Here is a 22,987-nt window from a genome sequence, read left to right as displayed (position 1 = left end):
ACCTTCGTCGAAGTCGCCTTCATGGCCACCAACGGACTCTCCCTCGAACGCGGCCTCACCACCCCCGACACCGCCGAAGCCATGGTCAAACAAGCCTCCATCAACTGCGCCCGCCGCACCGTCCTGCTCGCCGACCACACCAAAGTCGGCAACGACCACTTCGCCCGCTTCGCCGAACTATCCGACATCGACACCTTCATCACCGACGACGGCATCGACAAACACGTAGCCCGAGACCTGGCCGGAGCCGGGCCGCGCATGGTCATCGCCTGAGCGCGCCGCCGGGGAACAACCTGTCTCCTCGCAGCGGGCGCCGGGTCGCGCCCGGGCGGCGTCATGCCCGCCCGCGCAGGAGCCGGCGCCCTTGCGCATGGGCACGTTCGTCCGGCGCCGGTGCCCGAAAGCACCCACGACGAAGCCGCGGTCCCGCCCGGGGGTGGGCGAAACCGCGGCGACGTACCGCGTGGGAGTCCGGTGAGCCGTCCGGACAGTGACCAGAACGGCTCACCGGAAATCCGAGGGCCGGCAGGGCGAGTACCCGGGGTCCTCAGTGGACACCCCGAGTGCGCGGCGGTCCGGCCGGCCAGGGGGTCGCCGGCCGGACCACCGGCGTCAGCCGGCCGGCTGCTCGGCCGAATCGAGGTCGCGCGCCAGTAGTTCGGCGATCTCCGCCACCGCGCTCTCCGCGCCTTCACCCTCGGCCGTGATCAGCACTTCTTCGCCACCACGGACACCGAGGGCCATCACGCCGAGGATGCTGGCGGCGTCCACCATCTGGTCCTCGCTCCGGCCGATCTTCACCGGCACCGGCTGCTTGGCCGCCGCTTCGACGAGCAGCTTGGCCGGCCGCGCGTGCAGCCCGACGGGCGAACCGATTACCACCCTTTTACTGGACATTCGCGTATTCCCATCTGGTTTGGCCGCGCGTTGCGTGGCGGCGGGCCGGGCACTGCTCAACGGCCCGGCTGGGCGGCGAACTCCGCCGCGACCTGGCGGGCCTTCGGCGCGTCGGGCGCGGACAGCACCTCGCGGGCCAGGACTTCGCACTGCTCGAGCGTGTAGTCGGTCAAGGCGGCGCGGACCGCGGGGACCGCGGACACCGACATCGACAGGCTGGTGATGCCGAGGCCGGCGAACACCGGGGCCAGCCCCGGGTCGCTGGCCGCCTCGCCGCAGATGCCGGCGGCCTTGCCCGCCTCCTTGGCCGCCGCCGCGACGTTTGCCACGAGCGCCAGCAACGCCGGCTGCCAGGGGTCCAGCAGCTCCCCCAGTTCACCCAGCATCCGGTCCGCGGCGTAGGTGTACTGCGACAGGTCGTTGGTGCCGATGCTGACGAAGTCCACCTCCGCCAGGATGTCCGCCGCCCGGATCGCCGCCGCCGGCACCTCGATCATGACGCCGGCCCGGCCGATGCCGTGCTCGCGGGCCAGGTCGCGGAACGCCGCGGCCTCCGCCGGCGTGGCGATCATCGGGGCCATCACCCGCACGTCCGCGTCGTGGTCTTCGGCCGCCAGGCTGATCGCCCGCAGCTGCGCGGTGAGCAGCTCCGGGTGGCGGACGCCGACGCGGTAGCCCCGCACGCCGAGGGCCGGGTTGGGCTCGTCTTCGGTGTTGGCGAACGGGATGTACTTGTCGGCTCCGGCGTCCAGCGTCCGGATGACCACCGGACGGCCGGCGAAGCCGCGCAGCACCTCGCCGTAGGCCGCCCGCTGTTCCTCGACCGACGGGGCCTCCGTGCGGTCCAGGAACAGGAACTCGGTGCGAAAGAGCCCGACCCCTTCGGCGTCGGCGGCGGCTTCGGCCGCGGCCCCGCCGACGCTGCCGACGTTGAGCAGGAGCTTGACCGGGTGGCCGTCGGCGGTGGCACCGGGACCGCTGTGCCGGGCGAGCTTTTCCTTCAGCGCGTCGGACTCGGCCCGGACCTGGCGAACGTGGTCGTCGGTCGGGTCCACGACCACCGTGCCGCGCCCGCCGTCGACCGCGACCCGCTGCCCGGCCTCGAGGCCCGCGGCGCCGGCGCAGCCGACCACCGCGGGGATCCCGAGCGCCCGGGCGACGATCGCCGTGTGACTCGTCGGGCCCCCCTTCTCGGTGACGATGCCGAGCACCTTCGCCGGGTCGAGCAGGACCGTGTCGGCCGGGGCGATGTCCTGACCCACCAGGACGAACACCCCGTCGACGTCGGGAATGCCGGGTGGCTCCAGCCCCAGCGCGGCGGCGATCGCCCGGTCCCGGATGTCGATCAGGTCGGCCGCCCGCTCCGCGATGTAGCCGCCGATGCTCTCCAGCGCGGCGACGTGCTTGCCGAAGGCGTCGGAAATCGCCCACGCCGCCGGCCGCCCGTTGTCCACCGAGGCGCGGATGCCCTCCGTCAGTGAGGCGTCCTTGGCCATCATGATCTGGGTGTCCATGATGGACTTCGACTCGCCGCTGACCGAGGCCGCGCGCTTCTCCAGGTCCGCCACCGCCGCGTCGAGTGCTTCGGTGGCGGCCGCCAGTTCGGCTTCCGGCTCTGCCGGGGCGTCCCAGTGCTCCGGCAGCACCGGGGGCGGGGTCAGCCGCACCACCGGGCCGGCGGCCGCACCGGGGCTCGCCGGGTTGCCGCGCAGTTCCTCAACCAACTCTGGTCGCCTCCTCCTCGTCGCCCGCCCCGCTCACGCGGCGTCGGACGCGCCCGGCTCGATGGTCACCTTGATGGCCTCGCCACTGCTGACGATGTCGATCGCGCGGCGCACCTCCGACAACGGCAGGTGGTGGGTGATCAGGTCGTCGACCGGGACCCGGCCCGAGGAGATCAGCTCGAGCGCCTGGCGGTTGTGGTCGGGGCTCGACCCGTTGGCGCCGTAGATGGTCAGCTCGCGGTAGTGCACGAGATTGGAATCGCACGCGATGATCGGGTTGTCCTTGGGCAGGCCGCCGAAGAAGCTGATCCGGCCGCGGCGCGCGGTCATCTTGAGCGCGTCCTCCTGGGCCTTGCCCGCGGCCGCCGCCGTGATGACCACGTCGGCGCCGTCGCCACCGGTGAGCTCGAGGACCTTCTCCACCGGGTCGACTTCGGCGCCGCAGATCGCGACGTCCGGCTTGACCAGCTCCGCCGCCATGTCCAGCCGGCCGCGGTTCAGTTCGACCAGGTACACCGCGGCCGCGCCCTTGGCGCGGGCGAGCCGCACGTGCAGGCAGCCGATCGGACCGGCGCCGACGACCACGACGACGTCGCCTTGGCCGACCTGCGCGAAGCTCTGCCCGTTGAGGACGCACGCCAGCGGTTCGGCGACCGAGGCCTCGGCATAGCTGACGCCGTCGGGAATCCGGTTGACACCGTCGACCTTGAGCACCTGCTTCGGCACGATCATGTACTCCGCGAACCCGCCGTCGAAGTGGTAGCCCATCGACAGCTGGTTGGGACAGACCTGCTGCAGGCCCTTGCGGCACTGCTTGCACTCGCCGCACGGGATCGCCGCGATCACCTGGACGCGGTCGCCGGAGTTCCAGCCGGAGACGTTCGCGCCGGTCTCGACGACCTCGCCGGCGATCTCGTGGCCGATCACCCGCGGCGGGTCGATGTGGTGGTGCCCGTGCTTGAAGATCTTCAGATCCGTGCCGCACGTGGAGGTGTTGTGCACCCGGATCTTGATCTCGTCCGGCCCTGGGTTCGGCTCGTCGGCCTCTTCGACCCGCAGATCGCCTGGCGCGTAGAAACGTGCCACCTTCATTCGGAGAACTCCTCGTCCATCTGGTTCAACAGTCGCAAGATCGTCTCGGCGTCCGGCGCCTCCCGCAGCTGCCGCGCCTGCTCGCCGTCCATCAGGATCCGGGCCAGCGAGGACAGGATGCCGACCTGCTCCGATCCCTGGGCGGCGATGCCGACGCACAGCCGCACGTCGTTGCCGTCCCAGTCGACCCCGGCGGGGAACTGGAGGATCGCCAGCTTGGTCCGCTTCACGAACCGGCGGGACTCGTCGGTGCCGTGCGGGATGGCGACGTTTTCGCCGAGGTAGGTCGACACCGAGCGTTCGCGCTCGTGCATCGCGTCGAGGTAGTCCGGCTCCACCGCCCCCAGCTCCAGGAGCTTGCGGCCGACCTGCGTGATCGCGTCGGCCTGGCCGGTGGCGGTGCAGCCGATGAGGACGGACTCGGCGCCGAGGATGGCAGCGTCAGTCGGCAAGGGAACCGCCGTCCCGGATCGCCGCCTCGACCTGGTCGAACACCGGGTCGCCCAGGAAGCTCTGGAACCCGAGGATCACGGCCGAGGCGTTGGCCTTGCGGGCCCGTTTCACCAGGGTGCTCTGGCACAGCACGACCTGCGCGTCACCCGGGATGTCGTTGACCGGCGTGTGCTCGACCTTGACCGAGTAGGGCTTCAGCCGCTTGGCGAGCTGGGACGCGACCATCACGCTACTGCCCATGCCGGCGTCACAGGCGATGATGACCTTCTTGACTTCTTTGCCTTCGATGCTGCTCACAACCGCACTTCCTTCCTTCGATCGACGATGATCGCCAAGCCTGACCGTCAAGTGACGGCTCCGCCATTCGCCACGGCCAGTTCGCGTTCCTCCCTGCGGGCGTCCCGGCCGAACTTCAGCAGGGCCGCGGCGACGACGAACGACACGATCGCGGCGACGAGCACGCCGGCGATGACCCCGACGTAACCACCCTTCGGCGTCACCGCGAGGACCGCGATGATGCTGCCCGGCGACGGCGTCGCCGTCAGGCCCGCGCCGAAGATGCTGAACGTCGCGACACCGGCGGCGCCACCGGCGACCGCGGCCAGGATCAGGCGCGGGGTGGCCAGGACGTACGGGAAGTAGATCTCGTGGATCCCACCGAAGAACTGGATGATGATCGCGCCGGGCGCGGTGGCCCGTGCGCTGCGTGCGCCGAAGAACGTCAGTGCCAGCAGGATGCCGAAACCGGGGCCGGGGTTCGGCTCGATGAGGAACTCGATGGCCTTGCCGTCGCGCAGAGCGTCGGCGACGCCCAGGGGGCTGAGTACACCGTGGTTGATGGCGTTGTTGAGGAACAGCACCTTCGCGGGCTCGACGATGATCGAGACCAGCGGGAGCAGGTGCGCGTCGATCAGGACCTGTACGCCGTGGCCGAGGCCCTTGGTGATGCTCTGCACGACCGGGCCGATGCCCAGCAGGCCGAGCACCGCCATGGCGCCACCGATGATGCCGGCGCTGAAGTTGTCGACGAGCATCTTGAAGCCCGGCGCGGTTTTGCTGCCGACCTTGTCGTCCCACAGCTTGATCAGGAAGCCACCGAGCGGGCCGACGATCATCGCGCCGAGGAACATCGGGATCGAGGCGCCGACCGCGATCCCGACCGTCGCGACCGCACCGACGACCGCGCCGCGCTGGCCGTGGACCAAGCGGCCGCCGGTGTAGCCGATCAGGACCGGCAGCAGGAAGTTGATCATCGGATCGACGAGCTCGGCGATGTGCGCGTTGGGCGCCCACCCGCTCGGGATGAACAGGGCGGTGATCAGGCCCCAGGCGATGAACGCGCCGATGTTCGGCATGACCATGCTGGCGAGCTGACCGCCGAAGCGCTGGACCGAGACCCGCGCGCGCTCCGCCCTCGACGGAGTTTCTTCGTCGGTCTCCGTGGTGGTAGTCATCGTTGGCTTCCTCTTCCGAAAAGGTGATTTGAGGGTTCGCCATCAACCGATGGCGGATACCGGAGCGAACTGGCTCTCGCTGCGCCGCAACGCTATTCGCGAACCTTCTCGTCCCAGCCGGGATGCGGTTCCACCCGCACTCGACGCGCCTCCACGTCTTGAGGCCCCGGCATCGTGCTGCCCGGGAGCGACACCGCGGCCGCACCCCAGGCGACGGCTGTGGCCAGCGCCTGCGGGCCACTCCCCCCTGCCGCCAGGAAACCGGCGAGCATCGCATCGCCGGCACCGACCGAACTCCGCGGTTCGGCCGATGCGTTGGCGCACCAGATCCCCGCGTCTTCGACCAGCACGGCGCCTTTGCTGCCGAGACTGGCCAAAACCTTTCCCGCGCCAAGAGAACGCAGCTCCTGCGCGGCGTCCACGATGTCCCGCACCGTGTCGAGCCGCCGGTCGACAGCTTCCTCGAGCTCGTCGAGGTTCGGCTTGACCAGGGCCGGCCCGGCCTTCACCGATGTCCGGAACGCCGGGCCACTGGTGTCGACGACGACCCGGACCCCGGTGGGGGCGAGCCGTCCGATCAGCGCCGCGTAGAAGTCCTCACCGACGCCGGGCGGCAGGCTTCCCGCCACTACCACCCAGCGCGCGTCGGCCACGTTGGCCAGCAGGACGTCGCACACCGTCTCGATCTCCTGTGCCGACAGGCGCGGGCCGATCTCGTTCAGCTTCGTCACCGTGGCGTCCGGTTCCACGATGCTGATGTTGCTGCGCACCGGCTTTTCGGTGCGGACCCTGACCACGTCGATGTCGCAGTCCTCGAGGAGCCTGATCAGCTGATCGCCTTCGGCACCACCGGCGGGAACCACCGCACGAGCCTTGTGTCCGTTGCGGACCAGCGCCCGTGCGACGTTGATGCCTTTGCCGCCCGGCTGGAGGGTGGCGCCGGTGGCCCGGTGCAGATCGCCCCGGGTGAGCCGATCCACCTCGACCGTGCGGTCGACGCTCGGGTTCGCCGTCAGGGTCACGAACACTTCAGTACACCTCCGCCGAGAACCACTTTGGTTTGAGTGATGTTGCCTGTGTTCGTCTGCGTTTGCAACCCCCAATCGTGATGGAGGTCGCAACCGCTTCCGACCACCTGCCCCTTGCCCTCGGACCCGCAGTGCTGGACCCGTCGCACGGCCGACCGGTCGACTGCCGGACAGGGACGAGAAAAACCAACATAAATCCACATGGATGACAGTGAACCGAGTCACGCAACGTGCTCGATCGGCTCACTCGCCGCGCCCTCGCCGGCGTACGCGCACCTGGATCCGACCCGATGGCGGCCCAGCCAAGGGGCATCGACTGGCAGCGGGCTGGATTCCGGCGAATCGGGTAGCACTGCCGAAACGGGGGCGGCAAGATCGAGGGCTACGCCGTGACTTCCGGCGGGCCGCCCGGCCACGAACTGTGGCCGACGGATGGGTTCACATCCAAACCCAAGCCGGAACCGGGCACGACCGACTCGGAACCGGGCACGAACAGGGCGATTCCCCAGCGACGACCGTCGCCCACCGCCTGGGCCGGACGGCCGCACTTCTAGACATTTCCACGTGGCCGCGCCCCTACGCTCACGCCATGGCGAGCCAACTACTGGCGTCCTCCGACCTGCTCACGCACGTGGGCGAACATATCCGTCCCGAGGACGCAATCCTGCGCAAGTTGCGTGAAGAAACGGCGTCGCTGCCGACAGCTGCGGCGATGCGGGTGTCCGCCGAGGAGGGCCGGTTGCTCGCGCTGCTGGTCGAGCTCACGCGGGCGCGAACGGTGGTGGAGGTCGGTACCTTCACCGGGTACAGCTCGTTGTGCATCGCCCGGGCCCTCCCCCGCCACGGCCTGCTGATCACGTGCGACATCACCGCCCGGTGGCCGGCGCTCGGCAGGCCGCACTGGCGGCGTGCCGGGGTGGCGGACCGGATCGACCTGCGGATCGCGCCGGCGACCGCGGTACTCGACGCGCTATTCGCCGAGTACGGCCCAGGTACGATCGACCTGATCTTCATCGACGCCGACAAGGCGGGCACCGCCGCCTATTACGAGGCCGCACTGACGCTGCTGTCGCCCGACGGCCTCATCGTCTTCGCCGGCACCCTGTCCCCCGACGACGGCCGGGACGACCAGGACCCGGACACGGTGGGTCTCCGCGAGTTCAACCGCCTCGTCCGGGACGACCCGCGGGTGGAGATGTCGCTGCTGCCGATCGCCGACGGCATCACCTTGATCCGCAAGGCGGACTGAAGGACCAGGAGGGCAGCGAGGCGTCCGGGAGAGCGGGGTGCCGGCGACGGCGCGGCGGACCAGTCCGATATCGGACAGGCCCATCCAGAACACCGAGAAGCCGTCGGAGACCCGCACCCAGGGGGCGTCGGCGGGGCCGGTGCTGTGCGCGTTGACCTCGACGACCGCGACGCTCGCCCACGCCGGTTCGGGCCAGCTGCCCGAGGGCCCAGCCCACAGCACGTCGACCCGCAGATCCTCGGTCAGGAAGTCGCGGGCCTGGCGTACGGCGTGGGCCGGGCCGGCCGGGATCCACCAGCCGGTCCGCGCCCACGCCTCGTCGGCAACCATCGTGTCCGGCCCGCCGTCGTCGAACGCCGCTCCGGCCGCGTGCAGCCGCGCCAGTTCGCGGCTCGCGGCGATCATGTCGTTGACCGGCTGGGTGCTGCCGAGCCGCGCGGGATCCAGCGCCGGGTCGGCCGGTCCTTCCCACGGAACGCCGGCGGCAGCCATGCCCGGCCAGCCAGTGCTTGCCGAGCGCGACCTCGACCTGTACCGCGCGGTCGAGGTGGTGGCGCAGGTGTGCCTCCCGCGACATCCGCGCCGGCCGGGCGTCGTCCTCGGCGGCTCCGTAGGAGCGGCGCGGATCCCGGGGTTCGTCGTAGAGGCAGTGCGCGAGCAACAGCGGGAACAGCAGGTGCTCCAGCAGGGCTTCCAGGCCGTTCTCGACGTTGGCGGCGTCGCCGGTGACTGCGAACGGCTTCCGGACTCGAGAGCTTGGGTCGAGAACGCCACGGCGTAGGCGATCGACGCCGGCAAAGCCCCGGTGTTCGAACTGCTTGAGGTGTTCCTCCGGCCGATCGGCGTCGGGGGCGAGCACGTGTAGCGCGTCCGCGACCGAATGCTGAATCGCCGGGCCGGTCCGTGCCAACGACCGAGTCCACGGTCAGAAGGTAATCACGGCGGCGTTGAGGGCGCCGGTGCCGTCGATGCCGGTCCAGAACAGGTCAAACGCGGGCTTCGTCGTGCCTGACGGTGAGTAGCGTGCCAGCAGCGCCGGCGCCGCGAGGCTTTGTTCGGCCAGCAGGTTCACCGCGCCGATCGGGTCGGCGCCCCGCTTGACCGCGTCCGGGAAGAGCGGCGCGAGGGCGATCCGTCCCGAGGTGGTGGTCCAGGCCAGGAAAAGCTGGTTCGACGCGTAGGAGTACGCGACGTCGGACGGCGCGAACTGGCTGCTCTGGGCCGATCGGACGACCGCGATGGCGCCGTTGGCGTCGACCGAGGCGAAGGTGATGGTGCCGTCCGAGGCCGTCCAGACCCAGTAGGTGCCCAGGCTGCCGTCGTACCAGCTGTGCACGGCTCCGCGCGGATTGGTGAGAAAGCGCTGGGTGATCGGCACGGTGAAGGTGAGCTCGTCGGTCTGCTGTTCGGCGGCGACCACCTGGCCGTACTGGTCGGTAACGATGATCTGGTTGTGGTTGAGCGCGGAGTACCCCCACGTCGGGCCGGTCGTGCAGCTGATCAAGTTGCCCGCCACCAGTTCGCGGCGGGTGATCTCGCCGGCGAACCGGGGGGTGCCGGTGCTGTATACCGACAGGCACGCGAAGTTGATCGAGCGCCCGCCGTTGGTTCCGCTCCATGTCATGCGCAACCCGTACGGCCCTGGCTTGGGCGCGAACGCGGGGGCGTTGCCGGAGTAGTCGTTGAGAATTGTTTTCTGCAGCACGGAACCGGTGAACCGGCCGACCGGGCCCATCACGTTCGCGACGGTCAGGTTTGAGCTGTTTTGGTTGCCGCGCCAGGCGATGGCGGTGGTGTAGGCGTTGGCCGACGGGACCAGGCCGCAGTAGACGGCCGCGGGGCCGGCCACGCTGGTCGCGTCCCACCAGGTGACCTTGTCGTTGACGATCGCCTGCGCCGCGTGCGGCGACGCGGCGGCGCCCGCGGGCGAGGCCAGGGCGCGCCCGCCCAACAGGGTTGCTCCGGCGGCCAGGGCCATACCCGAGGCGGAGCGCAGCACGGTGCGCCGGGACGGCTGGTTAGACGTCATCGCGATTCCTCCATAGAGGTGACCGAATTGCTGGAAAGAATGCGCAGCGGCGCCACGCAGGTGAAATGAACTTGCCGACAACGGTGCTTCGGCGGTGGGCTGTCCGGCCACCGGGTCGGACGCATTCGGCTGGAACAATCTGGAATTCGCAGCTCAGGGCGTAGGCTGGCGGCGGTGTCCGGCGACGTCGGACACCGACCCGACGAGCCTGAGGGGGGCCGCGTGGGCAAGGTGGAGGATCCCCGGGCGGAGTTCGCCCGCCGCTTGCGCGCTCTACAGGAGGCGACCGGACTTTCGATACGACGCTTGGAGATCGAGAGCGAACGGACACCGCGTCGCCGCGACGAGGACCAGATCCGGCTCAAGCGGAGCACCATTGCTGGGATGATCAGCCGGGACCATCCCGTCCGGCCGCAGTTGCCGAATTTCGAGGTCTTCGTCGACACGTGTTTGCGAGTCGCGGCGGAACAAGGGAATGCGCTGCCGCCAAAACTCGGTGACCGGATTGCCTGGGACGAGGCTTATCGCGAACTGCGCGACCGCGTCGACCGATATCAGCGCCGCGCCGAGAACCCGCCGACGGCCGAGGCACCGGCGACCGTGCTGTCCCAGGGCGGTCCGCGCGAGAGCCCGCGACGGAGGGTGACCCGGCGGCAGGTGCTCCTGGCCGCGCCGGTCGCGCTAGCCGCGGCGGCGGCGGCGGTTGTTGTTCCCGCTGTCGTGGTGAGGTCGGGTTCCTCGGGCGGCGAACCCGGTCCCGCCGTCGACGATGGCGCATACAGTCCGCTAGGCCGACTGCTCAGCGTGCCAGTGGCCACGGACGACCCTGTGTGGTCTGTCGCGGTGGGTTCGCTGCGTGGCGAGCCGATCGCGATGGTCGGCCGGGCCGACGGCACCGTGCAGTTGTGGAACCCGGTCACCGGCAGCGTGCGCGGCAACCCGCTCGCCGCGCACGACCAGCCCATCTTCTCGATCGTGCTCGACTCGCCCACCGCGGTCTCCGCCAGCGCCGACGGGACCCTGCGGCGCTGGGACCTCACCACCGATCCGCCGACGAGCGTGCGACTGGGCGACCGCCAGCCCGCCGGAGTCAACAGCGTGGCGCTCGCAACCGTTGGCGGCCAGGCGGTAGCGGTATCGGCAGGCGACGACCGCACCGTGCGGGTCTGGTCGCTGGCCACGCTGACGCTCAGTGGCACGGTGCTGGGCACGGCACTCGATTCCGAGGTCAAGAGCGTTGGCACCGGGACGGTGGGCGACCGACCGGTGGCCGTGTCCGGTAGCGATGACGGCACCGTCCGGCTCTGGGATCTGACCGGCGCGCATCCCGCCCGGCTGCTCGGCGCCCACCAGTCGACCGTCGGTACCGTCGCGGTCGGCGCCGTCGGGAGCACGGTGCTCGCGGTGTCGGGCAGCGAGGACGGCGTCATCAACACCTGGGACCTCACGTCGACCGAGCCACGCGGCACCATGCTCGGCGACCGGATCCACAGCGCGGTCAAGACCGTGGCCATTAGCACCGTCAAGGGCACTATCGTGGCCATCGCGGGCAGCGATGACGGCGCCATTCGGTTGTGGGACCTGGCCACCCGGCGCCCGTACGGGAACGGGCTCACCGGCCCGAGGAAGGGCGCGGAGTCCATCGCGGCCGGCAGCCAGGACGGCCGAGCCCTCATCGTCTCCGGTCACTGGGACGGCACCATCTGGACGTGGAGCCTGTAGCGAGTGCCACTGGCCCCGCGTGATGCCGGTCAAGCACAGACCCGCTCGGCGCCGGCCAGACCGCGATCCGATCACGGCATCACCAAACTCGGGGAACCCGTGTCACACCCGTCACAAGACCAGGATCAGTGCCCCGCGGCTTCACCCTCGCGGCTCACGCTGGCTTGGTCGGCGCACTGGGTAGGTCGGTGGGGCGTACGTGGCGGCGGGCGAGGGCGTCTTCGGTGTCGCACAGCTCGCACACGAGGTAGGCCCGCGACCCGAAGGCACGCGCCCCCGCACACGGCCGACACCACGTCATGGCGCCGATCGGGCACAGTCCTGACCGACATTGCAGCTGCGTCCCCGGTGGTGTGCCGCGCCCGTATTTGAACTCGGCTAGGAGAGGTTGCCGTGTCCGAGCGGATCGAACCCGTTCTCGAGGTAGGCGGTCCGGTCGGTGTGCACCGCGGTCGACGGTCGAGCTGGTGCCGCCGAGTGGAGCAATCCGCCAGTTTCCGGCCGGCCCGGCGAGGCGGACACCTGGGACAGCCTCGGCTGTGCCCACCACCACCTCGGTGAGCACCAGCGAGCCACCGCCTGCTACCGCAACGCCCTCGAGCTGTTCCGGAAGCTGGGCGCTCGCCATCCCCAGGCCGACACCCTGATCCGCCTCGGCGACACCCATCGGGATGCCGGTGACTCCCGCGCTGCACACCGCTCCTGGCTGCGGGCCCTGCCCATCCTCGAGGAGCTGCCCCACCCCGACGCCGACGCCGACGCCGACGTCGTCCGCGCCCGGCTGGTGGAACACCCACCGGCGCCCGTCGCCGGCCCGAGGGAACCCGTCGGGTACTGACCGGGTACCGGGCCCGGACACGCTGACAGTCGTCGGCCGGCAGTCAGCCGGTCGTCGACCACAGGGGGAATTCCCAGGAACCGGTTCCGGGGACAGAGGGCTCCCCAGCGAGAAGGGAAGATCAACATGTCGCGTTACCGATTCGGGACCGCGCTGGTGGCGGTCGCCGCTGCGTCCGTCGCCGCGCTTTCCGGCGCCGGGGCGGCGTCGGCGGCCACCACCACGACGACCGCCACCACCGCCAGCCCGGCCTCGGGCCGGTGCGAGTCCGAGAGCGCGGAAGTCGACTTCGCCGGTGGTGGGTACTGGTGCTACGGGTCCCACGCCAAGCACCGCTACCCCATCAACCGGTGCGACGTGACCGAAGTCGACACCGGCGCCAACTGGGTGGCCATCTGGGCCGGTCCCTCCCCGGCGTACCTCGGGTACTACTCGCGCGCGCCGTACGCTTCGTTCTCCCTCGGAGGCACGTTCTGCGTCGGCGACATCTACATCAACCCGTGAACCGGCTGATCCGGGCGGCGTGAGCCTGGAATGAAGCAGCGGCAGGCACGGCTCTCCCGATCGCGGAACCCGACATCCCGCGATCCCGCGATCCCGGAGACCGTGCCTGCCGCGTTGGCGGCCGCACCCGCCGGATGACCAGCCTGATCCCCTCCGGCCTTGTTCGACGGGTGCGTCCGCACCGAACACCTGCCCGGCGTCGCGGACCGCTATCCCAGGCCGGGCGCGGGGTACCGGCTGTCCACCTGGTCATCGTGACGGCCCATCCCCCGGCGCGGAAATTCCACGACCTGCTCGGATTCCACGACCTCGACATCGCCGACCCAGTCGTCACCTCAATGGGCCGCCGCCTGACGGGCGGGGCCGGTCGGCCCTCGTGCGGTGATCCCTGCGGTGCACACGAGGACCGACGGCGTCACCCGCCAAGGGCGTGTCAGTGCACGGCGTCAGGTGGACGCCAAGGTGACCAGGGTCCAACCAAGGCTGAATCCACCGACTGTTCGCAGGTTGGTGAAGCCGCCGACGTTGCTCACCACACCGGTCACAGCCAGACCATCACCCGCACGGTAGAACAACACACGCCCACCACCTACAGACGTGATATGGGTCCAACCGAGGGAGAACCCGCCCACCCCTTGCAGGCTCGTGAAATTCCCTCCACCGTCCACCGAGCCGGTAACGGCCAAGCCGTCACCGGCTCGGTAGAACAGCAGCGGATCGCTCACCGCAGCCGAAGAAGCGTCGACGTCACCGACAGAGGCCGACGCCTGCGCTGCGCCGGGCGCCCCGAGGAGTACCGCCACCCCGGTCATGATTGTCGTGAATAATGTCAAGAGAGTCCGGCTCATCGAATTTCTGCTCACATTGCTCCCCTTCGATCGGTGAATCGATCACTCCATTGCTCCGGCGGCAACCGGCCGGCCATGGCCGACGAGCTTCCTGCCTGCGCAGCGTTCACCGGCGGCGGGGCCCGCGGCACAATCCCGAACGATTCCGGACGGCGGATCGTTGACAGCGCCCCGGACATCCCCGATGGTGCAGGGAGAAGGGGGCTGTCATGGTTGTGCCTCGAGCGGATCACGCGTTCGTCGTCCCACCGGATCCCGGCCGCGCCGGCTCACTCGACGAGCTGATCGACGTGCTGCGGTCCCTGAAAACCTGGGCCGGCGAGCCGTCCTACGAAACGATCAAAGACCGCGTGAACACCGCGTGGCTGGCCAACGGCAGGCCCCGCGCCGAGCTGACCGGCAAGACCACCGTCGCCGACTGCTTCCGCACCGGCCGGCGGCGCGTCAACGCCGACCTCGTGATCGCGGTCGCGGCGGCACTGCACCCGGACGCCGGATACGTGACACAGTGGCGGCAGGCGCTGCAGGTGATCGGCGGACAAGCCCGAGCAGGCTCGCAGGTCAGGGTCGAAAGCCGGTTGCCGGCCGATCTGCCCGGGTTCACCGGCCGGGCCGGCGAGCTCGAGCGGCTGCGCCGAACGGGTGCCGAGGGCGGCGCGGCGACGATCACCGGGTTGGCCGGGGTCGGCAAGAGCCGGCTCGCCGTGCGCGCCGGGCACCTGCTGTTCCGGGACGGGCTGGTCGACCGGGTGTTGTTCGTCAACCTGCGCGGTGTCCACCCCGATCCGGCCCAGCCACCGGCCGAACCGGCCGCGGTCCTGGACGGTTTCCTGCGCCTGCTCGGCGTATCCGGTCAGCAGATCCCGTACGACCCGGCCGCCAGGGCCGCCGCGTACCGGGCTCGGCTGGCCGGCACCCGGACACTGGTCGTGCTGGACAACGCCGCCGACGCCGAGCACGCCCGCCTGCTGCTGCCCGGGACGCCGGGCTGCCCAGTGCTGATCACCAGCCGGCGTGAACTCACCGACCTGCGCCCCGCCACCCACCTGACGGTGGACGTGTTCACCCCCGAGGAGGCCGCCGCTTTCGTGGGCGAAGCCGCGGCCGGGGTTCCGGCGGGCGACGACCCGCGAGCCGCCGTCCGGATCGCCGACCGCTGTGGCCACCTGCCGCTCGCGCTCGGCCTGGTCACCGGGCACATCCGCGGCGTGTCCGGCTGGACCCTCACCGATCACGCCGACCGGCTCGACGAGCGCCACCAGGACCGGCGTCTGGACACCGGCGTGGAACTCGCCTTCGACCTGTCCTACCGGAATCTGCCCACCGGCGAGCAACGGTTGCTGCGGCTGACGGCGCTGCACCCCGGCCAGGACTTCGACGTCCACGCCGCCGCGGCGCTGGCCGGCTGCGACCTGCCCGCCGTCCAAGTGCTCCTCGATCGCCTGTGCCGGGAACACCTGCTGCAGCAGGAGGCCCCGGGCCGCTACACCCTCCACGACCTGGTACACGCCTACGCAGCCGGCCGGGCCGGCGACCACGACCCGCCGCCCGAACGCCGCGCCGCACTGACCCGGCTGTTCGACTTCTACCTGGCCACGGCCGCCGCCGCGATGGACACGCTGCACCCGGCGGAGGCGAACCGCCGGCCACGGACCGACCGGCCCGAAACGCCGGTGCCGGAGCTGACCGGGCCGGAGCGCGCCCGCGCCTGGCTGGACACCGAGCGCTCCGCCCTGGTCGCCGTCACCGCCCACACCGCCGCCCACGGCTGGCCGAGCCACACCGCCCGGCTGTCCACGACCCTGTTCCGGTACCTCGGCAGCGGGTACTTCACCGATGCCCTGGCCGTCTTCGAGCACGCCCGGGACGCCGCACAACAGGCTCACGATCTGCAGGCGGAGGCCGCCGCATTGACCAGCCTGGCCGTCATCGAGACGAGCCTGAGCCGGTACCGACCGGCCACGGAGCTCCTCCGCCGGGCCCTGCAACAGTTCCGGCAGGCCGACGACCAGGCGGGCGAAGCCCGTGCCTTGACCAACCTCGGCGTCGTCGAAGGAATACTGGGGCACAACCAGCCCGCCGCCGACCACTACACCCAGGCCGTGGCCCTGTTCCAGCGGGCAGGTCACCGGACCGGCGAAGCCCACGCGCTGAACAACCTCGGCGACGTCGAGCGGCGGCTGGGCCGCACCGGGCAGGCCACCGAGCACCTCGCGCGGGCCCTTGCCCTCTTCCGGCAGCTCGACGACCGCACCGGCGAGGCCTGGACGTTGACCAGCCTCGGGGACGTCGAGATCCGGATGGGCCGGTACGGGGAGGCGAGCGAGCACCTCCAGCAGGCGCTGGTCCAATACCGGCAGCTCGCCAACGTCGTCGGCGAAGCCTGGACGCTGAACTACCTCGGCACCCTCCACACCCGTGCCGGCCTGGACACCGGACAGCATCAGCAGGCGATCGCCCTGTTCCGCGAGATCGGGGACCGCAGAGGAGAAGCCAGCGCGCTGAACGGTCTGGGCGAAGCCGCGCACACCACGGGCCGTCCGGCCGACGCGCTCGCCCACCATTCCGCCGCGAACGCGATCGCGGCGGACCTGGGCCTGCGTGAACAGCAGGCCCGTGCCCACGCCGGCCTCGGCAACGCCCACCGCGCGCAAGGCAGGGCCGCTCGAGCCCGGTTGCACTACCGGCGCGCGCTGGACGTCTACACCGACCTAGGCATGCCCGAGGCCGACGAAATCCGCACCAACCTTGCCGCCGGCGAAAAGGGCAGCCGGACGACCTTGGCCGACCGCACCCGGTGACGATCGATTCGCAGCCTCCGGTGTGGGCACCCGCCCGCGATCGATCAGCCCTGCGGCTGGTGCACTCCGCGCCCGGGAAACGTGGTACACGGTTGCCCGGGCGAACCGGGTTTCGCGGGCGGGCTCAGCCGCAGTCGAAGGTCTGCGCCGGGTCCCAGTTGGTACGCCACACGGTGCCGGACAGGGTCATTGCCAGCGCCGCCGTGCCGACGAGCGCGATGGTGCGGGTGGTCGTCGTCATGATCGGGTCAACCTCCGGGTGCTCGGCAATGGTTTCCCTGCCTACCTCCGAGTGTGCATCGGTGCCAAAGGCCGCGACGCAATCCCGAACGATTCCGAACGCGGACCTGCCGGACTGTCGACAGCGAAGAGCTCATGTCCACGGCCGGGGAGCGCCTGCCGCTGGACTGGCGGATCGAGGTGTGGGCCGCCGGGGCCCGCGGCGAGGAGAGTGCCGCGATTCCCACGCGGGTGGCGAAACCTGGTGGACTCAAGGAGTTTAAGCCCTCCGTCGTCCGTGTGCGGAGACTACGTCCGGGAAAGGGCGGCGGTTGCTCTCTTGAGGAGGATTCAGGACTCGGGTACCAGTTTCAGCGAAATCGAGCTGATAGTGCAATCGAATTGATGCAGTCAGTACCGCTGGCCGATCGAGGGAGACGAATTGGCGGTCATCTTCGCGCCAGGGACGTCATTTCCTAGTCTCAACGCCGTCTGTGAAATTGGATGTCACCACGTGCGGTATCTTCAAAACCCCATCGGATCACAGGTTCGGTGGCACGCGCAGTACGGCCCAGACGACCTTGCCGCCAGACTGCCGGCGGGAGCAGCCGGATGCCTGCGCGAGGTGGGCGACGAGATGAAGCCCGCCATGGGGTTCCGCCGGGTTTCCGGCCGGACCCGGCAAGTGCACCAGTTGCGGGTCGTCGTCGGCGACGGCGACCGTGAGTCGTCGCGCCCGTAGTTCCAGGCGCAGGCGGGCCGGCGAGTCGGTGTGCTGGGCAGCGTTGGCCACGAGTTCGCTGGCCACCGCGACAGCGTGGGTGGCGAGCGTGTCGATGGCCCAGTTGCGGCAGGTGTCGGTGACGAACCGCTGCGCCGCGCGGACGCTGCGGGCCGAGGACGGCAGCCACAGTTCGGTGCGCTGCCGCGGCGGCTGCTCGTCGAGTTGTTCCAGCGCGGTGAGCACGCTGGGTCGGACGGTGAGAAATCGGTGCGCCGGACCGTGCGCGAACCGTGCCGCGTGTGCCGGTCCGGGGACCACGACCAGCGACACCGTGGACCACGGCGAGATACGCAGCCAGACCGTGATGAACACGCTGTTCAGGTAGTCGTGAGCGATCTCGAGCTCGTCGAGGTCGACGATCACCGCGCGCGGTTGGTCGGCCGCGCATTTGAGCATGGCGTCACGCAGCTGTGGGTAGGTGCGAATGGTCAGCACACCCGACGGACGGATGATCGTGGCACCCTGCAATGCGGACAGATCGCAGTTGAGGAGGCTGTCGCCGTCCACGAGAGTGATCACCTTTCGCCATGCTGGGCGTGCGCACCCGGCCCCGTACTCACGCAGCATTCGAGCGCGAAAAACCAACGCTGCTCTCAGACAGCCGAGGCGAGCAGCAAGTCTGCAACGTTCACTCGATCCGGTGGTTTTCGCGCCGGAATCGAAGCGATGTGTAACGCCGTCGATCGGCGATGACCCGAAATGACAGAAGTGACGGGAATAGACCTCGCCGGATTCAGTTGGCATTTGACCAACAGCTGGAATTGATCGTCCAGTCTCGGAGGCTGTGCCCGACTTGCTGCGGCAGCTCATGCCGCGGCGCAGGTCCAACCGGAGCTCAGGAACCGACACGGTGCGCCGCGACCGGGACGGCGGCACACGGGGCCGGCTACGCCTGGAGCGCCGACCCGCCTGTGGCGGTCTCGGTCACGTGCGAGTCGGGTTCCCAGCCCAAGGTGAGGTGCCGAGAGGTTACGGACTTCCGCCGACCAGACGGGCGGCCTCGACCGCCCAGGCCTGCCATTGCTCGTTTGTCCAGCCGCGCCTGCGGACCGGCCGCACCGCGAGCTGTCCGCTCTCGCCGGCCGCGGTAGCGGACTTGCCGGCCCGGTGGGTAGCCGCCGCCGTGCCTCGCAGGCCAGGTCCCGGTCCGCCCCGGATTCGCCGCCTCCGCGCGTGCCTGTTCCGCCACCCCGCTCACTCGAAGGTCGGGTTCGGGCGCCGGGGTCCGGGGCGTCGCCTCCAGCGTAAACCCGGCCAGGGCGCGCCGTCCGCAGCCAGGTGGGCGGTCTCCACCCGAGCGTCCTTTGAGGACAGAGATCAACCGCCGGCGGGCTCGGCCGGTGCCCGGCGGGGCTCGATACCGATCACGTCCCGGTCCGGCACCCAGACTGTCGTTCCGTTGCCGAGCGAGGCGAGCGGGATGGATTCGAGGCCGGTGCACGCGTCCCGCACGGGCGGTCCGAGGACCACCCCGGCCGCGCTGACCGAGTGGTTCGGCCGGCGAGTGTGTGCTCCGGCCGCGAGGTCGGCTAAAGTCGGGACTCCGCCCCAGACCTCGGCGTTCATGATCTTCGACGGTGGTGCGGGGCAGGCGGCCCGGCACTCGCCCCGAACGCGGAGGCGGACCATTGCTCGCGCGCACGGCCTGGGCCACGGCCACGCTCGTCGTCTGCGTCTTCGCGACGAGCGGCGTGCTGGGCACATCCGTCGGTGTGCTCGCCGGTCTGTGTCTGCTGGGGTCGGCAGCCGGCACGCTGGCCGCCGTGCTCGCGCCGCGCGTCCGGCGCGCAGCGCCGGGCCGGCCGCGCGCCGCGGATCTGCGGGCGGGCGTCCTCGCCGGGGCGATCTTTTTCTGGCTGTGCTTCACGGTCTCCGGGATGCTGGCGACATTGGGTGGTGGGTTGACGGCGTCGCTGGTTGCCGCTCTCGCCTTCGCCGCGCTGGTGGCCGACCTGCGGCGCGGAACCCGCCGTGCCGGGTCCGGCCAGAACGACATCGTCGCCGCGGTCACCTTGCCTCCACCGGCCCGCCCGGTTGCCGAGCTGAGCACGGACGAACTGTGCACGGCCTGGCGGCGCAGCTACCTCCAGCTGCGCGTCACGCAGGACACACCGGTGCGCCGTCACCTGGTTCAGCGCCGGCAGGACTACCTCGACGAGATCGAACGCCGCGACCGCAGCGGCTTCCGGCGCTGGCTCGCCAGTGGTGCCCGCGCCGGCAGCGACCCGGGTCCGTACCTCACGCCCCGCCGATGATGCCGGTCAGGGCTTGCGGTCGTGGCGGGTCAGCAGGTCGAACCCGTCGATCAACGTTGCTCCGGGTGCTCGGTTTCAGGTGTGGTGGCCGGAGGTGAGGGTCGCCCAGACGACCTTGCCGCCGGACCAGCGGCGGCTGCTGCCCCAAGCCTGTGCGGTCTGGGCGATGATGCGCAGGCCGAGTCCGGGATCGCGCAGGTCGGTGCGCTCGAGCAGCGTCGCGGGCCGGGGACTGTCGTCGGCGACCGAGATGGTGAGCAGGTCCCGGCGGAGGTCGAGGCGTACCTCGGGTGCGGACGTGGTGTGCTGAAGCGCGTTGCCGACGAGCTCTCCGACGATCAGGGTGCCGTCGTAGACCAGCTGCGGGACGTCCCAGTTCGCCATGATCTCCCGGAGGAACGCGCGGGCGAGCTGCGTCGCGCTGTCCGAGCGGGGAAACGCCCGCAGGGCCCACCGGCGGATCGGGATCATCTGCTGTCGTTCGGCCGCCTCCACATCGGTGTGCACGGCGACGAACCGGTCGATGCCGGAGCGGTGGAAGGCGTCCAGATGGGCCGGCTGCCGGGTGATCAGGGAGAACGGAATGCCGGGCCAGTTGCCGATCCGGCGGGCGATGAGGGGGAACACGGCGGCCGGGGACAGTTCGCTGATGCGAAGCCCGTCCACGTCGACGATCAAACCGGGTGGGCCGTCGGCGGCGACCTTCAGCAGGCCATCGCGCAGGAACCCGTAGCCGGAGAGGTCGAGTTCCCCGGTGACGGTGACCAGGGTGCTGGCCAGCCGGGCTGAGGGCTCCAGCGTGACACTGCGGTCACGGCGTCCGGTCACGTTCCCCCGCTGACAGCGCCGAATCGAGGTCGGGCGTCCACTGTCTCAAGCTACTCCCCGCCGAGTCACCGCGATACCGGCCGGGCGGCGGCCGGGTCTCCTCCAGGCACTCGAGTCTCTCCTGTAGCCGTCAGCGCCCGGCGGCCATCCCGCGGACGGCGCCGGCCACCGCACCGGCGTCCTTGCGAGGCTGAGCCGGATCCGCTTTCGGCGGCCCGCCTGACACGGCCCCACTTGACAACACCCGGCGCGAGCCTCCATGGTTAGTTACATGACTAATGAACCAACGAACCGCGCGGCGTGAAGGACGACGGGCGGCCGCTGTTCCTGCAGATCGCCGAGCGGGTCGAGAACTCGATCGTCGACGGGAGCCTGGCCGCGGATGCGCAGGTGCCGTCCACCAATGAGCTCGCGGCCTTCCACCGGATCAACCCGGCGACCGCGGCGAAGGGCATCAACCAGCTCGTCGCCGACGGGATCCTCTACAAGAGACGAGGCATCGGCATGTTCGTCGCCACCGATGCCCGCGCGCAGCTGCTCGAACGGCGGCGCCGGGACTTCACGCGGCAGTTCGTCACCCCGCTGATGGCAGAGGCGGGCAAGCTCGGCATGGACGCCGAGGAGATCAAGAAGCTGATCGACGTCTGGGAGCCGGAGCGATGAACGTGGTGCGCACGACCGGGGTGACCAAGCGCTACGGCGCCCTCGCCGCGCTCGACGGGGTCAGCGTGACGCTCGCCGAGAACACGATCCACGGCCTGCTGGGCCGCAACGGCGCCGGCAAGACCACGCTGATGCGGATCCTCACCGGGCAGAGCTTCGAAACCGGCGGCACGGTCGAGGTCTTCGGACAGCACCCGTACGAGAACGCCGATGTGCTCGCGCGGACGTGCTTCATCAAGGAAAGCCAGCACTACCCGGAGAAGTTCCGGGTGCGGCACGCGCTGCGGGCCGCCGAACTGCTCTACCCGCACTGGGACGCCGCCTTCGCCGCCGAGCTGCTGGCGGACTTCGCCGTCCCGACCGGGCAGCTGCTCGGCAAGCTCTCGCGGGGGCAGCTGTCGGCGGTCGGGGTGATCATCGGGCTGGCGTCGCGGGCGCCGCTGACGCTGTTCGACGAGCCCTACCTCGGCCTCGACGCCGTCGCGCGCCAGCTGTTCTACGACCGGCTGCTCGCCGACTACGCCGCGCACCCGCGCACGATCGTGCTGTCGACGCACCTGATCGACGAGGTCAGCGACCTGATCGAGCACGTCGTCCTGCTCGACCGGGGCCGCGTGCTCATCGACGCCGACGCGGAGTCGCTGCGCGGCGAGGCCGTCGCGGTCAGCGGGCCCGCCGACGCCGTCGAGCGCTTCGCGGCCGGGTACGAAGAACTGCACCGCGAACGCATCGGCGGCTCGCTGCGAGTCACCCTCACCGGTGCCCCGGACCGGGCCCACCCCGGGCTGGACTTCGAGCCGGTTTCGCTGCAGCAGCTGGTCGTCCGCACCACCCAGCACCACGGCGCGCCGGTCGCCGCGGGGAAGGAAGCCCGATGACCCGCGTGCTCGACGTCGCCCGGATCCAGCTGGTCAACTGGCCGGCGCTGCTCGCGTACCCGCCGGCCGCGGTGGCCGCGCTCCCCTTGCTGGGCTGGGGCATCGACGTCTCGAACGGCCAGACCGCGGTGGGCGACCACGAGGTCTACCTGCTGCCGATGCTGCTGGGCGTGGCCGCGGCGGCGCACCTGCAGACGATGACCCAGGTTTTCCCGTTCACCCTGGGTTTGGGTGTGACCCGCCGCCGCTTCGCCGCGGCGACGGCGCTCGTCGTGGTGGGGCAGGCATTGTTCGTCGGGTTGCTGCTGGTGGGCTTCGCCGCCGTGGAGCGGCTGACGGCAGGGTGGGGGCGGGAGGCCCGGATCTACGAGCTCGGCGCGTTGCGTCAGGACGGCCCGCTCACGCAGTGGCTGGCCTTTACCGGACCGATCGTGGCGACGTCGGCGGTCTGCGTGCTGGCGGGGGTGGTGTTCCAGCGGTGGCGGCAGTCCGGGATCTACCTGGCGGTGTTCGCCGGCGTGGCCCTCCTCGCGTCGGCGGGCGCGTTGGCGGCTACGCAGAACTGGTGGCGCCCGATCAGGAGTTTCCTGGGTGGCCAGCCATCGCTGACCCTGTTCACGGCCTACCCACTGGCATTCGCGTTGGCCTTGGGCGGCACGGCTTGGCTGGTGCTGCGCCGCTCGACGACCTGATCAGCCGTTGCGCCAGGTTTCCCACTACG

General features: G+C 70.5%; 22 protein-coding genes and 1 pseudogene. 11 read left to right on the top strand and 12 right to left on the bottom strand.

From position 1 onward, the window contains the following. Positions 1-273: pseudogene (locus AB0F15_RS31470) on the top strand (D-beta-D-heptose 1-phosphate adenosyltransferase); the annotation flags it as partial. Positions 274-612: 339 nt separating this feature from the next. Here the strand turns inward: AB0F15_RS31470 and AB0F15_RS31465 are convergent. The 7 genes from AB0F15_RS31465 to pfkB form a co-directional block, all read right to left on the bottom strand. After that, positions 613-897: an HPr family phosphocarrier protein gene (locus tag AB0F15_RS31465; RefSeq protein ID WP_360278186.1), complete on the bottom strand. Its 285-nt coding sequence runs from the start codon at positions 895-897 to the stop codon at positions 613-615. A gap of 56 nt (positions 898-953) precedes the next feature. Then, positions 954-2,621, bottom strand: a complete 1,668-nt coding sequence (gene ptsP / locus AB0F15_RS31460) for a phosphoenolpyruvate--protein phosphotransferase (protein WP_360278183.1) — start codon at positions 2,619-2,621, stop codon at positions 954-956. A 33-nt stretch (positions 2,622-2,654) separates the two neighbouring features. After that, positions 2,655-3,713, bottom strand: coding sequence for a zinc-dependent dehydrogenase (locus AB0F15_RS31455; RefSeq protein ID WP_360278181.1), 1,059 nt, complete (start codon positions 3,711-3,713; stop codon positions 2,655-2,657). Then, entirely contained in the window at positions 3,710-4,165 is a 456-nt protein-coding gene (locus tag AB0F15_RS31450; RefSeq protein ID WP_360278178.1) for a PTS sugar transporter subunit IIA, read from the bottom strand. Before AB0F15_RS31450 ends, AB0F15_RS31455 begins: the two co-directional genes overlap by 4 nt. Continuing rightward, complete coding sequence (locus AB0F15_RS31445) at positions 4,155-4,463, bottom strand: PTS lactose transporter subunit IIB (RefSeq protein ID WP_360278175.1); 309 nt, start codon at positions 4,461-4,463, stop codon at positions 4,155-4,157. The genes AB0F15_RS31450 and AB0F15_RS31445 overlap by 11 nt, the downstream gene beginning before the upstream one ends. Before the next feature lie 47 nt (positions 4,464-4,510). Continuing rightward, positions 4,511-5,620: a PTS mannitol transporter subunit IICB gene (locus AB0F15_RS31440; RefSeq protein WP_360278172.1), complete on the bottom strand. Its 1,110-nt coding sequence runs from the start codon at positions 5,618-5,620 to the stop codon at positions 4,511-4,513. 92 nt (positions 5,621-5,712) lie between these two features. Then, the gene (gene pfkB, locus AB0F15_RS31435; protein WP_360278169.1) at positions 5,713-6,648 is read right to left on the bottom strand and encodes a 1-phosphofructokinase; all 936 of its coding nucleotides are present in this window, start codon (positions 6,646-6,648) and stop codon (positions 5,713-5,715) included. 589 nt (positions 6,649-7,237) lie between these two features. Here pfkB and AB0F15_RS31430 point away from each other — a divergent pair. Both AB0F15_RS31430 and AB0F15_RS31425 read left to right on the top strand, forming a co-directional pair. Next, positions 7,238-7,897 carry a class I SAM-dependent methyltransferase gene (locus tag AB0F15_RS31430; RefSeq protein ID WP_360278166.1) on the top strand — a complete coding sequence of 220 codons (660 nt, stop codon included), beginning with the start codon at positions 7,238-7,240 and terminating at the stop codon, positions 7,895-7,897. A gap of 37 nt (positions 7,898-7,934) precedes the next feature. Continuing rightward, positions 7,935-8,678: a hypothetical protein gene (locus tag AB0F15_RS31425; RefSeq protein WP_360278163.1), complete on the top strand. Its 744-nt coding sequence runs from the start codon at positions 7,935-7,937 to the stop codon at positions 8,676-8,678. 144 nt (positions 8,679-8,822) lie between these two features. On the opposite strand, the gene AB0F15_RS31420 is transcribed toward AB0F15_RS31425, so the two are convergent. Further along, positions 8,823-10,064 carry a hypothetical protein gene (locus AB0F15_RS31420; protein ID WP_360278160.1) on the bottom strand — a complete coding sequence of 414 codons (1,242 nt, stop codon included), beginning with the start codon at positions 10,062-10,064 and terminating at the stop codon, positions 8,823-8,825. An 84-nt stretch (positions 10,065-10,148) separates the two neighbouring features. Here AB0F15_RS31420 and AB0F15_RS31415 point away from each other — a divergent pair, with 84 nt between their 5' ends. The 3 genes from AB0F15_RS31415 (at position 10,149) to AB0F15_RS31405 (ending at position 12,990) form a co-directional block, all read left to right on the top strand. Beyond that, positions 10,149-11,648 (top strand): WD40 repeat domain-containing protein, encoded by a 1,500-nt coding sequence (locus tag AB0F15_RS31415; RefSeq protein WP_360278158.1) that lies wholly within the window; start codon positions 10,149-10,151, stop codon positions 11,646-11,648. Positions 11,649-12,087: 439 nt separating this feature from the next. Then, positions 12,088-12,486: a tetratricopeptide repeat protein gene (locus tag AB0F15_RS31410; RefSeq protein ID WP_360278155.1), complete on the top strand. Its 399-nt coding sequence runs from the start codon at positions 12,088-12,090 to the stop codon at positions 12,484-12,486. Positions 12,487-12,612: 126 nt separating this feature from the next. Beyond that, positions 12,613-12,990: a hypothetical protein gene (locus tag AB0F15_RS31405; protein WP_360278153.1), complete on the top strand. Its 378-nt coding sequence runs from the start codon at positions 12,613-12,615 to the stop codon at positions 12,988-12,990. 446 nt (positions 12,991-13,436) lie between these two features. Here the strand turns inward: AB0F15_RS31405 and AB0F15_RS31400 are convergent, their stop codons facing one another. Continuing rightward, positions 13,437-13,838, bottom strand: a complete 402-nt coding sequence (locus AB0F15_RS31400; protein WP_360278150.1) for a hypothetical protein — start codon at positions 13,836-13,838, stop codon at positions 13,437-13,439. A 209-nt stretch (positions 13,839-14,047) separates the two neighbouring features. Here AB0F15_RS31400 and AB0F15_RS31395 point away from each other — a divergent pair, with 209 nt between their 5' ends. After that, positions 14,048-16,639: a tetratricopeptide repeat protein gene (locus AB0F15_RS31395; RefSeq protein WP_360278147.1), complete on the top strand. Its 2,592-nt coding sequence runs from the start codon at positions 14,048-14,050 to the stop codon at positions 16,637-16,639. A gap of 760 nt (positions 16,640-17,399) precedes the next feature. Here AB0F15_RS31395 and AB0F15_RS31390 read toward each other — a convergent pair. Both AB0F15_RS31390 and AB0F15_RS31385 read right to left on the bottom strand, forming a co-directional pair. After that, positions 17,400-18,149 carry an ATP-binding protein gene (locus tag AB0F15_RS31390; RefSeq protein WP_360278144.1) on the bottom strand — a complete coding sequence of 250 codons (750 nt, stop codon included), beginning with the start codon at positions 18,147-18,149 and terminating at the stop codon, positions 17,400-17,402. 810 nt (positions 18,150-18,959) lie between these two features. Further along, on the bottom strand, positions 18,960-19,208 hold the full coding sequence (locus tag AB0F15_RS31385) for a hypothetical protein (protein ID WP_360278142.1): 249 nt from the start codon (positions 19,206-19,208) through the stop codon (positions 18,960-18,962). Positions 19,209-19,270: 62 nt separating this feature from the next. Between AB0F15_RS31385 and AB0F15_RS31380 the strand changes: the two genes are divergently transcribed. After that, positions 19,271-19,897, top strand: a complete 627-nt coding sequence (locus tag AB0F15_RS31380) for a hypothetical protein (RefSeq protein ID WP_360278139.1) — start codon at positions 19,271-19,273, stop codon at positions 19,895-19,897. Between the two features lie 75 nt (positions 19,898-19,972). Here the strand turns inward: AB0F15_RS31380 and AB0F15_RS31375 are convergent, their stop codons facing one another. Beyond that, on the bottom strand, positions 19,973-20,725 hold the full coding sequence (locus AB0F15_RS31375) for an ATP-binding protein (RefSeq protein WP_360278136.1): 753 nt from the start codon (positions 20,723-20,725) through the stop codon (positions 19,973-19,975). Positions 20,726-21,025: 300 nt separating this feature from the next. Here AB0F15_RS31375 and AB0F15_RS31370 point away from each other — a divergent pair, with 300 nt between their 5' ends. From AB0F15_RS31370 to AB0F15_RS31360, 3 genes are read left to right on the top strand one after another with little or no spacing between them, the layout of a single operon-like run. Beyond that, entirely contained in the window at positions 21,026-21,388 is a 363-nt protein-coding gene (locus tag AB0F15_RS31370; RefSeq protein WP_360278133.1) for a GntR family transcriptional regulator, read from the top strand. Then, on the top strand, positions 21,385-22,266 hold the full coding sequence (locus tag AB0F15_RS31365; protein ID WP_360278130.1) for an ABC transporter ATP-binding protein: 882 nt from the start codon (positions 21,385-21,387) through the stop codon (positions 22,264-22,266). The genes AB0F15_RS31370 and AB0F15_RS31365 overlap by 4 nt, the downstream gene beginning before the upstream one ends. Next, positions 22,263-22,958, top strand: coding sequence for a hypothetical protein (locus AB0F15_RS31360; protein WP_360278127.1), 696 nt, complete (start codon positions 22,263-22,265; stop codon positions 22,956-22,958). The genes AB0F15_RS31365 and AB0F15_RS31360 overlap by 4 nt, the downstream gene beginning before the upstream one ends. The last annotated feature ends 29 nt before the right edge of the window (positions 22,959-22,987 follow it).

This window comes from Amycolatopsis sp. NPDC026612 (genome assembly GCF_040638285.1).
GTDB lineage: Bacteria > Actinomycetota > Actinomycetes > Mycobacteriales > Pseudonocardiaceae > Amycolatopsis.
Note: the sequence above shows the minus strand (reverse complement) of the source record. Positions and strands in the feature narration are given on the sequence as shown.